At 61.6% G+C, this 12,236-nt stretch carries 11 protein-coding genes and 4 tRNA genes; 1 reads left to right on the top strand and 14 read right to left on the bottom strand.

Features of this window, described 5'->3' with window-relative positions; translation table 11 throughout:
* Nucleotides 1–34: 34 nt before the first annotated feature.
* The 9 genes from BMZ19_RS09725 to BMZ19_RS09685 all read right to left on the bottom strand — a co-directional run bounded on the left by BMZ19_RS09725 (nt 35) and on the right by BMZ19_RS09685 (nt 7,073).
* Nucleotides 35–111 (bottom strand) — tRNA-Asp (locus tag BMZ19_RS09725).
* A gap of 48 nt (nt 112–159) precedes the next feature.
* Nucleotides 160–432, bottom strand: coding sequence for a nucleoid-associated protein HU-beta (gene hupB / locus BMZ19_RS09720; RefSeq protein ID WP_090215941.1), 273 nt, complete (start codon nt 430–432; stop codon nt 160–162).
* A 145-nt stretch (nt 433–577) separates the two neighbouring features.
* On the bottom strand, nt 578–2,974 hold the full coding sequence (gene lon / locus BMZ19_RS09715; RefSeq protein ID WP_090310338.1) for an endopeptidase La: 2,397 nt from the start codon (nt 2,972–2,974) through the stop codon (nt 578–580).
* 138 nt (nt 2,975–3,112) lie between these two features.
* Nucleotides 3,113–4,393, bottom strand: coding sequence for an ATP-dependent Clp protease ATP-binding subunit ClpX (gene clpX / locus BMZ19_RS09710; protein WP_090310336.1), 1,281 nt, complete (start codon nt 4,391–4,393; stop codon nt 3,113–3,115).
* Nucleotides 4,394–4,501: 108 nt separating this feature from the next.
* Complete coding sequence (gene clpP, locus BMZ19_RS09705) at nt 4,502–5,140, bottom strand: ATP-dependent Clp endopeptidase proteolytic subunit ClpP (RefSeq protein WP_090310334.1); 639 nt, start codon at nt 5,138–5,140, stop codon at nt 4,502–4,504.
* A 91-nt stretch (nt 5,141–5,231) separates the two neighbouring features.
* Entirely contained in the window at nt 5,232–6,542 is a 1,311-nt protein-coding gene (tig, locus tag BMZ19_RS09700) for a trigger factor (protein ID WP_090310333.1), read from the bottom strand.
* 210 nt (nt 6,543–6,752) lie between these two features.
* Nucleotides 6,753–6,837, bottom strand: a tRNA-Leu gene (locus BMZ19_RS09695).
* A gap of 51 nt (nt 6,838–6,888) precedes the next feature.
* Nucleotides 6,889–6,964 (bottom strand) — tRNA-His (locus BMZ19_RS09690).
* A gap of 32 nt (nt 6,965–6,996) precedes the next feature.
* Nucleotides 6,997–7,073: transfer RNA gene (locus BMZ19_RS09685), tRNA-Arg, on the bottom strand.
* A 274-nt stretch (nt 7,074–7,347) separates the two neighbouring features.
* On the opposite strand from BMZ19_RS09685, the gene folD reads away from it, so the two are divergent.
* On the top strand, nt 7,348–8,202 hold the full coding sequence (gene folD / locus BMZ19_RS09680; RefSeq protein ID WP_090310331.1) for a bifunctional methylenetetrahydrofolate dehydrogenase/methenyltetrahydrofolate cyclohydrolase FolD: 855 nt from the start codon (nt 7,348–7,350) through the stop codon (nt 8,200–8,202).
* A gap of 106 nt (nt 8,203–8,308) precedes the next feature.
* On the opposite strand, the gene BMZ19_RS09675 is transcribed toward folD, so the two are convergent.
* The 5 genes from BMZ19_RS09675 to BMZ19_RS09655 form a co-directional block, all read right to left on the bottom strand.
* Nucleotides 8,309–9,295, bottom strand: a complete 987-nt coding sequence (locus tag BMZ19_RS09675) for an OmpA family protein (protein ID WP_090310329.1) — start codon at nt 9,293–9,295, stop codon at nt 8,309–8,311.
* A 105-nt stretch (nt 9,296–9,400) separates the two neighbouring features.
* Nucleotides 9,401–9,991, bottom strand: a complete 591-nt coding sequence (gene sigX, locus BMZ19_RS09670) for an RNA polymerase sigma factor SigX (protein WP_090310327.1) — start codon at nt 9,989–9,991, stop codon at nt 9,401–9,403.
* 102 nt (nt 9,992–10,093) lie between these two features.
* Nucleotides 10,094–10,918: a mechanosensitive ion channel family protein gene (locus tag BMZ19_RS09665; RefSeq protein WP_090310325.1), complete on the bottom strand. Its 825-nt coding sequence runs from the start codon at nt 10,916–10,918 to the stop codon at nt 10,094–10,096.
* A gap of 3 nt (nt 10,919–10,921) precedes the next feature.
* The gene (locus BMZ19_RS09660) at nt 10,922–11,170 is read right to left on the bottom strand and encodes a CrfX protein (protein WP_090310323.1); all 249 of its coding nucleotides are present in this window, start codon (nt 11,168–11,170) and stop codon (nt 10,922–10,924) included.
* A gap of 57 nt (nt 11,171–11,227) precedes the next feature.
* A complete protein-coding gene (locus BMZ19_RS09655; protein ID WP_090310321.1) occupies nt 11,228–12,226 on the bottom strand; it encodes a zinc transporter ZntB in 999 nt (332 codons plus the stop codon).
* Between the last annotated feature and the right edge of the window lie 10 nt (nt 12,227–12,236).

Raw genomic sequence — 12,236 nt, 5'->3', positions numbered from 1 at the left:
AAAGGCGCATCCGAGGATGCGCCTTCTCGATAACTGGCGGAGCGGACGGGACTCGAACCCGCGACCCCCGGCGTGACAGGCCGGTATTCTAACCGACTGAACTACCGCTCCGCTGCCGGGTCACCCATGGCGACCCGGGGAAACTTGCCAGAAAGACGCTTAGTTGACGGCATCTTTGAGGGCTTTACCAGCCTTGAAGCCGGGGATCTTGGCCGCTTCGATCTCGATCGGCTTGCCGGTCTGCGGGTTGCGACCGGTACGGGCAGCACGCTCTTTCACGGCGAAGGTACCAAAACCAACCAGCACGACCGAGTCACCTTCTTTCAGGGCACCGGTGATGGAGTCGATTACAGCATCCAGCGCACGGCCGGCAACAGCTTTCGGGATATCAGCAGATGCGGCGATGGCATCGATCAGTTCCGACTTGTTCACTCTAAGTCCCCTTTATTCCTGTTGAGTTCGATTTTCGTATCTGGATTTTGGTGCAACAAATATCAGGTCTGCAGTTGGGCTTGCCGACATACGAGGAGGCGCTTTATATCAAGCGCCCGAAAAGAGTGTCAAGAAAGCCTACCGGCTAGTGCGTGCTGATTCGCTCGTTGGCTTCGGCATCGCGCTTGTCATCCGCCCCTGTACGCTCGGGAGCCGCGTCAGGCAAGGGCTCAGGCTTGTATTGCAACGCAATCTGCAGGACCTCGTCAATCCATTTGACCGGTTTGATTTGCAGATCTTGTTTGATGTTCTCCGGGATTTCCTTGAGATCCCGCACATTTTCCTCGGGAATGATCACGGTGGTAATACCGCCGCGGTGGGCCGCCAGGAGTTTTTCCTTGAGACCACCGATGGCCAGCACTTGCCCGCGCAGGGTGATTTCCCCGGTCATAGCCACATCGGCACGCACCGGAATACCGGTCACCGCGGAGACCAGCGCAGTGCACATGCCGATGCCTGCGCTCGGACCGTCCTTGGGCGTGGCGCCCTCCGGCACATGGATGTGGATGTCGCGCTTTTCGTGGAAGTCCGGCGCAATTCCCAGACTCTTGGCCCGGCTGCGCACTACGGTCAGCGCTGCAGTGATCGACTCACCCATCACGTCGCCGAGCGAGCCGGTCTTGATCAGCAAGCCCTTGCCGGGCACCACCGCAGCCTCGATGGTCAGCAGCTCGCCACCCACCTGGGTCCAGGCCAGGCCGGTTACCTGGCCGACCTGATCCTGCTGCTCGGCCTGGCCGTAGCGGAATTTCTTCACGCCCAGGTAATGCTCGAGGCTGTCGCTGGTGACGGTGATCGCGATGCGCTTCGCGCCGGCGCCGTCCTTGACCGCCTTGCGGCAGACCTTGGCAATCTGCCGCTCCAGGTTACGCACCCCGGCCTCGCGGGTGTAGAAGCGGATGATGTCGCGCAGCGCTTCTTCCTCGAAGCTCAGTTCGCCCTTCTTCAGGCCGTTGGCCTCGGCCTGCTTGGTCACCAGGTACTTGGTGGCGATGTTGATCTTTTCCGCCTCGGTGTAACCCGGCAGACGGATGACCTCCATGCGGTCGAGCAGCGGCGCCGGGATGTTCATCGAGTTCGCCGTGCACAGGAACATCACGTTGGACAGATCGTAGTCGACTTCCAGATAGTGATCGTTGAAGTTGTGATTTTGCTCCGGATCGAGCACCTCGAGCAGCGCCGAGGCGGGATCACCACGCATGTCGCTGCCCAGCTTGTCGATCTCGTCGAGCAGGAACAATGGGTTGCGCACGCCGACCTTGGTCATCTTCTGGATCAGGCGACCGGGCATGGAGCCGATGTAGGTACGGCGGTGACCGCGAATCTCGGCTTCGTCACGCACGCCACCGAGCGCCATGCGTACGTACTTGCGGTTGGTCGCCCGGGCGATCGACTCGGCCAGCGAGGTCTTGCCCACCCCCGGCGGGCCGACCAGGCACAGCACCGGCCCCTTGAGCTTCTTCACGCGCTTCTGCACGGCGAGGAACTCAAGGATGCGTTCCTTGACCTCTTCCAGACCATAGTGGTCGGCGTCGAGAATCTCTTCGGCACGCTTGAGGTCGAGACGCACCTTGCTCTCGGCCTGCCACGGCACGTTGGTGAGCCATTCGATGTAGGAGCGCACCACTGTGGCCTCGGCCGACATCGGCGACATCTGCTTGAGCTTGTTCAGCTCGGCATTGGCCTTCTGCAGGGCCTCCTTGCTCATGCCGGCGTTGTCGATGCGCTTCTTCAGCTCGTCGACCTCGCTGTGGCCCTCCTCGCCCTCGCCGAGCTCCTTCTGGATAGCCTTCATCTGCTCGTTCAGGTAGTACTCGCGCTGGCTGCGCTCCATCTGCTTCTTGACCCGGCCACGGATGCGTTTCTCGACCTGCAGCAGGTCGATTTCGGCATCCAGCAGACCGAGCACATGCTCGATCCGGCTGGTCAGGTCGGTAATCTCGAGGATTTCCTGCTTCTGCTCGATGCGCAGCGCCATGTGCGCCGCCATGGTATCAACCAGGCGCGCCGGATCGTCGATACCGCTCAGCGAGCTCAGCACTTCGGCGGGCACCTTCTTGCCCAGCTGCACATACTGCTCGAACTGACTCAGCAGACTGCGGCAGAAGACTTCCGACTCGCGCTCGGCAAGGTCGCCCTCCTCGACCAGGTGCACTTCGGCGCGCGCATGGGTTTCACCATCGATGAAACGCTCAACCGCACCGCGCTGGCCACCCTCGACCAGCACCTTGACCGTGCCATCCGGCAGCTTGAGCAACTGCAGCACGCTGGCCACGGTGCCCACCTGGTACAGCGCTTGCGGGGCGGGATCATCGTCCGCCGGGTTCTTCTGGGCCAGCAGCAGAATCTGCTTGTCTGCGCTCATCGCCGCCTCAAGCGCCTCGATGGACTTTTCACGCCCGACGAACAGCGGGATGACCATGTGCGGATAGACCACCACATCACGTAGCGGCAGAAGGGGCAACTCGATGATTGCGTTCATGCTTTCAACTCTTTGTAGGCCCGACAACAGAGACACCCGGGCGTTGGACATGAATCCAAGATGGGGGGGCAGCGCGGAAAAAACAAGCTTTTGCACCGCACAGAAACAACAAAGGGGCCCGCAGGCCCCTCTGGATGCTCACGCCTCTGGCGCGGCCTTGGCAGGTAGCTCGCTGCTCTCGTAAATCAGCAGCGGCTTGGAGGTCCCTTCGATCACGCTCTCGTCGATGACCACCTTGCTGACGTCGGTGGCCGAGGGGATCTCGTACATGGTGTCCAGCAGGATCCCTTCGAGGATCGAACGCAGACCACGGGCACCGGTCTTGCGCTCCAGGGCCTTGCGTGCCACGGCATGCAGGGCATCGGTGCGGAATTCCAGCTCGACGCCTTCCATCTCGAACAGGCGCGCGTACTGCTTGGTCAGTGCGTTCTTAGGCTCGGTGAGGATCTCCATCAGGGCCTTCTCGTCCAGCTCCTCGAGCGTGGCGATCACCGGCAGGCGACCGACGAACTCGGGAATCAGACCGAACTTGACCAGATCGTCCGGCTCCACCTCGCGCAGCGCCTCACCGACCTTCTTGCCGGTATCCTTGCTGCGCACCTCGGCGTTGAAGCCGATGCCGCCCTTGGTCGAACGGCTCTGGATGACCTTCTCCAGACCGGCAAAGGCACCACCACAGATGAACAGGATATTGCGCGTATCGACCTGCAGGAATTCCTGCTGCGGATGCTTGCGCCCACCCTGCGGCGGTACCGAGGCGACGGTGCCCTCGATCAGCTTGAGCAGGGCCTGCTGCACCCCCTCACCCGAGACGTCGCGGGTGATCGAAGGGTTATCCGACTTGCGCGAGATCTTGTCGATCTCGTCGATGTAGACGATACCCATCTGGGCCTTCTCCACATCGTAGTCGCACTTCTGCAGCAGCTTCTGGATGATGTTTTCCACGTCCTCGCCCACATAGCCGGCTTCGGTCAGCGTGGTCGCATCGGCGATCGTGAATGGCACGTTGAGCAGGCGCGCGAGAGTCTCGGCGAGCAGGGTCTTGCCCGAGCCGGTCGGCCCGATCAGCAGGATGTTGCTCTTGCCCAGCTCGACATCGTCCTTCTTCTCTTTCTGGCTGAGACGCTTGTAGTGGTTGTACACCGCAACCGCCAGAACCTTTTTCGCACGCTCCTGACCGATCACGTACTGATCGAGGATGCTGCTGATTTCCTTGGGCGCCGGCAACTTGTTGGCGTTGCTCTCAGCCTGGGCCTCCTGCACCTCCTCACGGATGATGTCGTTGCACAGGTCGACGCACTCGTCGCAGATAAAGACCGAGGGACCAGCGATCAGCTTGCGTACTTCGTGCTGGCTCTTGCCGCAGAAGGAACAGTAAAGCAGTTTGCCGGTGTCCTCGCCGTTGCGGGTGTCTGTCATTCGATCAATCCAATCCGGTAGGCATGAACACAAGATGGAGACAATCGCGGGCTTTTTCAAGCCCGCGAAACGGCCGGTAACATCCCGGCCTGGGGCATGCAGGGGTTGTCAGACGGGCAGCTGGCGCTTGTTCAGCACCTGGTCGATCAAGCCGTACTTGACCGCGTCCTCGCCACTCATGAAGTTGTCGCGATCGGTGTCGCGGGCGATCACGTCCATCGGCTGGCCGGTGTGCGTCGACAGGATGCGATTCAGGCGATCACGAATGGTGAGAATCTCGCGGGCATGGATCTCGATATCCGAAGCCTGGCCCTGGAAGCCACCCAGCGGCTGGTGGATCATCACCCGCGAGTGCGGCAGGCAGTAGCGCTTGCCGGCGGCACCCGCCGTCAGCAGCAGGGAGCCCATGCTGCAGGCCTGACCGATGCAGATGGTCGAGACGTCCGGCTTGATGAACTGCATGGTGTCGTAGATAGACATGCCCGCAGTCACCGAGCCGCCCGGCGAGTTGATATAGAGATGGATATCCTTGTCCGGGTTCTCGGCCTCGAGGAACAGCATCTGGGCCACCACCAGGTTGGCCATGTAGTCCTCGACCTGGCCGACCAGAAAAATCACCCGCTCCTTGAGCAGGCGCGAGTAGATGTCGTAGGCACGCTCGCCGCGCGCCGACTGCTCGATCACCATGGGTACCAGGCCGCCGGCGGCCTGCACATCGAACTGCGACTCAAAAGAATTGCGGAACATTCTGGCTCACTCCCTATATCAATCGTGTCCTAGAGACGCATAAGCCAGCTCTGAGGCTGGCTTATGGAGGACTCTACAAGTGCAGTGGGCTTTACTCGGCTTTCGGAGCTTCCGCCGGCTTCACCGCATCCTCGTAGGAGACCTGCTTGTCGGTGACATTGGCCTTTTGCAGGACAGTATCCACGACTTGTTCCTCCAGAACAACCGAGCGAACCTCGTCCAGCTGCTGGGCGTTCTTGTAGTACCAGGCCACGACCTGCTCCGGCTCCTGATACGCGGAAGCCATTTCCTCGATCAGCTCGCGCACGCGGGCTTCGTCCGGCTTGACTTCGAACAGCTTGACCACTTCAGCGACGATCAGACCCAGCACCACGCGGCGCTTGGCCTGCTCTTCGAACAGCTCGGCCGGCAGTTGCTCGGGGTTGATGTTGCCACCGAACTGCTGCACAGCCTGCACACGCAGACGGTTGACCTCGTTACCGATCAGCGCCTTCGGCACCTCGACCGGGTTGGCCGCCAGCAGACCTTCCATCACCTGGTTCTTGACCTTGGACTTGATGGCCTGGCGCAGCTCGCGCTCCATGTTCTTGCGCACTTCGGCGCGGAAGCCGTCGACGCCGCCTTCCTTGACGCCGAACTGGGCGAAGAACTCTTCGTTCAGCTCCGGCAGCTTCGGCTCAGCAACCGCGTTGACGGTAACGGTGAACTCGGCAGCCTTGCCGGCCAGATCCAGGTTCTGGTAGTCCTCGGGGAAGGTCACGTTCAGCACGCGCTCTTCACCGGCCTTGGCACCGACCAGCCCCTCTTCGAAGCCCGGGATCATGCGACCGGAACCCAGCACCAGCAGGGTACCCTGGGCACTGCCACCAGCGAAGGCTTCGCCATCGATCTTGCCGACGAAGTCGAGGTTCAGCTGATCGCCATTCTGTGCTTCGCGCTCGACAGCCTCGAAACGGGTGTTCTGCTTGCGCAGGATCTCGAGCATGTTATCGACGTCGGCATCGGTCACGTCAGCCTGCAGACGCTCGACAGCGATGGTCTCGAAACCGGCAACCTGGAACTCGGGGAACACTTCGAAGGTGGCGACATACTCGAGCGCTTGGCCTTTTTCAAAGGCCTTCGGCTCGACGGACGGTGCGCCAGCCGGATTCAGCTTCTCCTGCACCACGGCCTCATAGAAGGTGGCCTGGATCAGGTCGCCCAGAGCTTCCTGACGAGCGGAGTCCTCGTAGCGCTGGCGAATGATGCTCATCGGCACCTTGCCGGGACGGAAACCTGCGATCTTGGCGCGACGGGCGGTCTGCTGCAGACGCTTGTTGACTTCGGTCTCGATGCGCTCGACGGGCACGCCAACGGTCATGCGACGCTCGAGAGCGGAGGTGGCTTCAACAGAAACTTGCATGGATGATCCTCGTTGCACAGACAAAGCCGGCCCTGCCGGCCCCATAAATAGGGCATGCATTCTATTAGGTGATCACACAGAAGTCACCCGGCGGGCAACAGAAAAGGCACAGACCAGGAAACGACTGGGAGGCGACATCCCTAAGGCGCTACGGGAGCGCCTCGGCGATGCTGGCCTGGACACCCGAATACGGATGCAGCGACCGAATGATGGTGCGGACGGAGAGACTCGAACTCTCACACCTTGCGGCACTGGAACCTAAATCCAGCGTGTCTACCAATTCCACCACGTCCGCGCTATTGGAGCAGAAACGAAAACGCCAGGCTAGGCCTGGCGTTTCGGAATATGGGGTGGACGATGGGAATCGAACCCACGACACCAGGAGCCACAATCCTGTGCTCTACCAACTGAGCTACGCCCACCATATTGCATCACTTGTGCCAGACAGCCTCATTGGCGCGCCCGGCAGGACTCGAACCTGCGACCATCCGCTTAGAAGGCGGATGCTCTATCCAGCTGAGCTACGGGCGCGTTTGTGGCTGCAACCCACTAGCCGGATTCGAAGAGCTTTATCTCTCCTCGAGGTGGCTAATCACCGAGCTTGCCTTTGCTTTCGTTTGGGGCTTTGCTCGTCAAGCGGGGCACATGTTATCCATGAGTCTTCTTCCCGTCAACGATTTTTTTGAAAATTTTCAAGCACATAGGTAAGGCCGCCGGATTTGCGCGCCGGCTGCCTTTGCCCGACCGCCGCCCCGTGCGAGAATGCCCCACCTTTTTAACTGACTCTCACGGTTCTCCAAGCGTCATGACCGCACAACTGATCGACGGTAAAGCCATCGCCGCCCGCCTCCGCCAACAGATCGCCCAGCGCGTAGCCGAGCGCCGCCAGCAAGGCCTGCGCATTCCCGGGCTGGCCGTCATTCTGGTCGGCAGCGATCCAGCCTCCCAGGTTTACGTCGCCCACAAGCGCAAGGACTGCGAGGAAGTCGGCTTCCTTTCCCAGGCCCACGACCTCGACGCCAGCACCTCCCAGGAAGAACTGCTCAACCTGATCGACCGACTCAACGCCGATCCGGCCATTGACGGCATTCTGGTGCAACTGCCGCTGCCCGCGCACCTGGATGCCTCGCAACTGCTCGAGCGCATCCACCCAGACAAGGATGTCGATGGTTTCCACCCGTTCAACATCGGCCGCCTGGCCCAGCGCATGCCGGTTCTGCAGCCCTGCACACCAAAAGGCATCATGACCCTGCTGCACAGCACCGGAGTCGACCTGCACGGTCTGCATGCCGTGGTCGTCGGCGCCTCCAACATCGTCGGCCGCCCGATGGCGCTCGAACTGCTGCTGGCCGGCTGCACCACCACCGTGACCCACCGCTTTACCCGCGACCTGCCCAGCCACCTGAGCCAGGCCGACATAGTGGTGGTGGCCGTCGGCAAGCCCGGGCTGGTCAAGGGCGAGTGGATCAAGGAAGGCGCCATCGTCATCGACGTCGGCATCAACCGCCAGGCCGATGGCCGCCTCGTCGGCGACGTCGAATTCGCTCCCGCCGCCGAACGCGCCAGCTGGATCACCCCGGTACCGGGCGGGGTCGGCCCGATGACCCGCGCCTGCCTGCTGGAAAACACCCTTTACGCCGCAGAGCAGCTGCACGACTGACACTCTTCCACGCGACTGGCGCCCCTGCAACGGAGCGCCAGCCGAAGAAGCAAAAATAAAAAAACCCGGCCTAAGCCGGGTTTTTTTTCGAAGCCGATCTAGCCGATTACTGCTGGACCTGAGCTTCCACTTCCGCTTCCACGCGACGGTTCACTGCGCGACCAGCGTCGGTAGCGTTGTCAGCCACCGGACGGGACTCACCGTAACCTACCGAGCTGACGCGAGCATCGGCAACACCGTACTGGTTGACCAGCACGTCACGCACGGCAGCGGCGCGACGCTCGGACAGCTTCTGGTTGTAGGCATCGGTGCCGACGGAGTCGGTGTGACCTTCAACGGTGGTGGAGGTCTGCGGGTACTGGTTCATGAACTCAGCCAGGCTCTGGATGTCGGCGTAGCTTTCTTCCTTCACCTTGGACTTGTCGAAGTCGAACTTCACATCCAGCTCGACGCGCACGACTTCCGGAACCGGCTCTTCAGCCACCGGAGCCGGCTCTTCGACCGGAGCTGCTGCGACCGGAGCCGGAGCCGGAGCCTGGCCACCACCGAAGTTCAGACCGACGCCCACGCCCGCCATCCACTCGGAGTCGCCCTGGTCGATGTTGTGCATGCCATCGATGCCAGCCTTGGCGAAGACATTCTCGGTGAAGTAGTACTTCACGCCCGCACCGAGGTTGGCGAAGGTGCTGTTGTTGCGACCGCTGCGATCAGGCTGACCGATGCTCTGGTGAGCGGCGCCAGCGGAAAGGTAGGGACGCAGGCCCACACCCGGGGTACCGAAGTGATAGACCGCATCGAGGGAGCTCAGGCTGCCCTTGATGTCCTTGTGGCCGCCACCAGCAACCGGATCGTCGGAGGTCACGTCGCTGTAGACACCATGCGACAGATTGAGGGAAACGTCGTCGGTCAGGAAGTAACCGATACCGGCACCGTAGAGCTCGCCTTCGTCTTCGAAGCCGCGCTGGCTATCGCTCAGGTAGTGCTTGCCGAAAGCTTCCACCTCGACTGCGCCCTGGCCTTGGGCCAACGCACCAATGGAAGAAGCGGCAACCAGAGAGCCAATGACTACACTCAAAGTGTTTTTCAGTTTCATCCGTTAAATCCCCAGCGAGAAAATTTGTTAGCTGCCCTGATATGACACGCAGCTAGGTCTTAAGTTTAACACGCGCCTGCCAAACCATAGAATTTTCTCCGCGACTCATTCCACAGTTGTATCGGCAAACTTCTCGCGCAGCCGATCAAGAGCGCGCTTGTAGCGCATCTTGGTGGCACTCAAGCCCATGTGCATGATGTCGGCGATCTCCTGGAATTCGAGCTCGGCCACAAAGCGCAAAACCAGAATTTCCCGGTCAATCGGATTGACATGCACCAGCCAGCGGTCAAGGCCGCCCCGCTCCTCCGTCTTCGGCGTCTTCTCTTCGGAGGCTTCCTCCTGGGGGTCGAGACTGAGCGCATCCAGCAGGCGCCGCTTGCGCCGTTCCTTGCGGTACTGGGTGATGCATTCGTTGTAGGTGATGCTGTACAGCCAGGTCTTGAACTTCGACTTACCCTCGAAGTTTTTCAGCCCGTAGAGGACCTTGAGCATGACTTCCTGACACACATCATCGGCGTCGCGGTCGTTGCCCAGATAACGCGCGCATACATTGAACAATGTGCGCTGGTAGCGGCGCATGAGTTCTTCGTAGGCGCGAGTGACATGAAACAGCTCCACACGAGCATGCTGCACGAGCTCCTCATCGGTGAGCTCGTGGGCGTCGTAGCGCTGGTACAGGGAGTGGGGCTTGTTCAAGCGAGGCAGACCGGCTGCGGATCGGATAAGGACAACCTGCGCCTGGCGCAGGTGCCGGGATGACCGCTTAATCTAGCAGAAATGGAGGGGAAAAGCCCCGCCTCAGCGACTGACAACCCGTCGCGTCAGCAGCAGGCGATTACACAGCGTAACCAGCTTACCGTCGTCGGTCAGCAAGATGGTCTTGACTGTACCGATCTCTTCGATCACCCCCTCAACATCGCCAACACGAATCTGCTGGCCGACTTCGTACAGCTCGCGCAGGTAGATGCCGGCAATGATCTGCCCGACCACCTCGCGACTGCCCAGGCCCAGCGCCAGCGCCAGCGCCAGTCCGACCGAGGCCAGCACGATGGCAATCACGATATTCAGCAGGTCGGTCTTCACCTCCAGCTGGCCGATGGCCACTGAGATACTGATGATGATCACCAGCCCCTGAGCGATCCGCCCGAGGCTGCTGCCGTACTCGAGCCCGACCCCATCCGCCGCGCCGCGCACCAGCCGGCCAGCCAGTTGCGCCAGCAGCACGCCGGCCAACAGGACCAGCGCAGCGCCAAACACCTTGGGCAGATAGAGCGCGAACAGGTCGAGCGTCGCCGAAACCCGCTGCAGACCAAGCGACTCGGCGGCCGACACCAGGAACACCAGCAGCACGAACCAGTAGATGATCTTGCCGACCAACGTGGACACGGGCGCACGAACTCCACCCCGCTCGAGCAGCTTGGTCAGCCCCGCCCCCGCCATCAGCCGGTCCAGGCCGATCTTGGCCAGCAGCTTGGAGAACAGCGCATCGAGCAGCTTGGCGACGATGAAACCGAGCAGCGCCACCACCAGCGCGCCCAGCAGATTGGGGATGAAACCGGCCAGCTTGCTCCACAGGGTGCTCATGGCGCTCAGCAGGCTTTGCGTCCAGATATCGAATTCCATGTTTCATTCAGCCTTATGCGCTTGCTGCGCAGCGGGATGCAGTCGACGGGTGGCCGGCACCTTGCGTGCGGTGCCGCTATCGAGGCCGATCATCAGCGCCTCGAACCAGTGCCCCAGCAGAGCGAACAGATCGCCGGCGCCGGTCTGACGATTGGCGGCCTTGAGCACGCGATCCAGTCGGGCGCTGTCAGCCGACTCGGCCGGGGCGCCCCTGAGCAGATCACGCAGGGATTCTTCGAAGGGATCGTGCATGTGTCGACCTCTTGCGGTGTGTCAGTTCAAGACGCCACGGCCACTGAGCGGGTCACATCAGAGCCAGCGCAACCGGCGAAACAACCACCACTGGAACGCCGCCATACCGCCGATCAATACACAGGCGACCACGAAGCCATACGGATGCTCGGAGCCTGGAATACCGCCGACATTGATGCCAAGCAAGCCGGTCACGAAGCTCATCGGCATGAAGAAGCCGGTGACGATGCCGAGCATGTACATGGTGCGATTCATCCGCTCGGTGACCCGCCGATGCTCGGCCTCCTGCAGCAGGCTTACCCGCTCGCGCACCAGATCGAGTTCCTCGAGGTGACGGGTCAGCCGATTGTGCAGCTCGTTCCAGTAGTCGGTGTCATCGGTGACGAACCAGGGCAGCGGGGTGCGCACCAGTTGCGCATAGATCTCCCGTTGCGGGGCCAGGTAGCGACGCAGACTCGCCGCCTGCCGACGCAGGGTCAGCAGCAACTGGCGGTCGGGCATCTTCTTTTCATTCTGCTCGAGGGCATCCTCGAGATCGTCGATCTGCTCGGCAACACCTGCGACCAGCAGATCCACGCCATCGGTCAGCGCCTCGGCGAGAAACAGCATCACTTCCGAGACCGTCTTCGGCCCTTCGCCGCTCTCGAAGGCGTCGCACAAGGCCCCCGCCGCCTTGACCGGGCGCATGCGCAGGGAAATGACCTGGCGGGCATCGGCATAGATCCGCAGCGCCACCATGTCTTCCGGCGCAGCACCGGGGTTGAGGTTGACCCCGCGCAGAAAAAGCAACAGGCGCTCCCGACCCAGCGGCACCAGTCGCGGCCGGGTCGCCTCCTCCAGCAGCAGATCGCAGGCGAACTCGTTCAAACCGCTGGATTCGCGCAACCACTGCTGCGCCTGCGGCACGCTGCGGTCCCAGTGCAGCCAGAGGCTTTCCTGCGGACGCAGGTCGAGCACCTCCAGCTCGTTGCGCTGGATCCTGCGCGCACCACCCTCGCCGTCCAGCACGAAACCGTAGACCAGCCCGCGCTCGTTGCTTCCCTCGTAAGACTGCATGGCCTCTCCA

It is taken from the genome of Pseudomonas linyingensis, assembly GCF_900109175.1.
Taxonomy (GTDB): Bacteria; Pseudomonadota; Gammaproteobacteria; order Pseudomonadales; family Pseudomonadaceae; genus Geopseudomonas; species Geopseudomonas linyingensis.
The sequence above is the reverse complement of the archived record's forward strand: the minus strand, read 5'-3'. Positions and strand labels throughout refer to the sequence as shown.

What these genes read in the sequence shown, in the direction of transcription:
- lon (WP_090310338.1), bottom strand. Translation starts at nt 2,974, where the DNA reads ATGAACGCAATCATCGAGTTGCCCCTTCTGCCGCTACGTGATGTGGTG.
- clpX (WP_090310336.1), bottom strand. Translation starts at nt 4,393, where the DNA reads ATGACAGACACCCGCAACGGCGAGGACACCGGCAAACTGCTTTACTGT.
- clpP (WP_090310334.1), bottom strand. Translation starts at nt 5,140, where the DNA reads ATGTTCCGCAATTCTTTTGAGTCGCAGTTCGATGTGCAGGCCGCCGGC.
- tig (WP_090310333.1), bottom strand. Translation starts at nt 6,542, where the DNA reads ATGCAAGTTTCTGTTGAAGCCACCTCCGCTCTCGAGCGTCGCATGACC.
- folD (WP_090310331.1), top strand. Translation starts at nt 7,348, where the DNA reads ATGACCGCACAACTGATCGACGGTAAAGCCATCGCCGCCCGCCTCCGC.
- BMZ19_RS09675 (WP_090310329.1), bottom strand. Translation starts at nt 9,295, where the DNA reads ATGAAACTGAAAAACACTTTGAGTGTAGTCATTGGCTCTCTGGTTGCC.
- BMZ19_RS09665 (WP_090310325.1), bottom strand. Translation starts at nt 10,918, where the DNA reads ATGGAATTCGATATCTGGACGCAAAGCCTGCTGAGCGCCATGAGCACC.
- BMZ19_RS09660 (WP_090310323.1), bottom strand. Translation starts at nt 11,170, where the DNA reads ATGCACGATCCCTTCGAAGAATCCCTGCGTGATCTGCTCAGGGGCGCC.
- BMZ19_RS09655 (WP_090310321.1), bottom strand. Translation starts at nt 12,226, where the DNA reads ATGCAGTCTTACGAGGGAAGCAACGAGCGCGGGCTGGTCTACGGTTTC.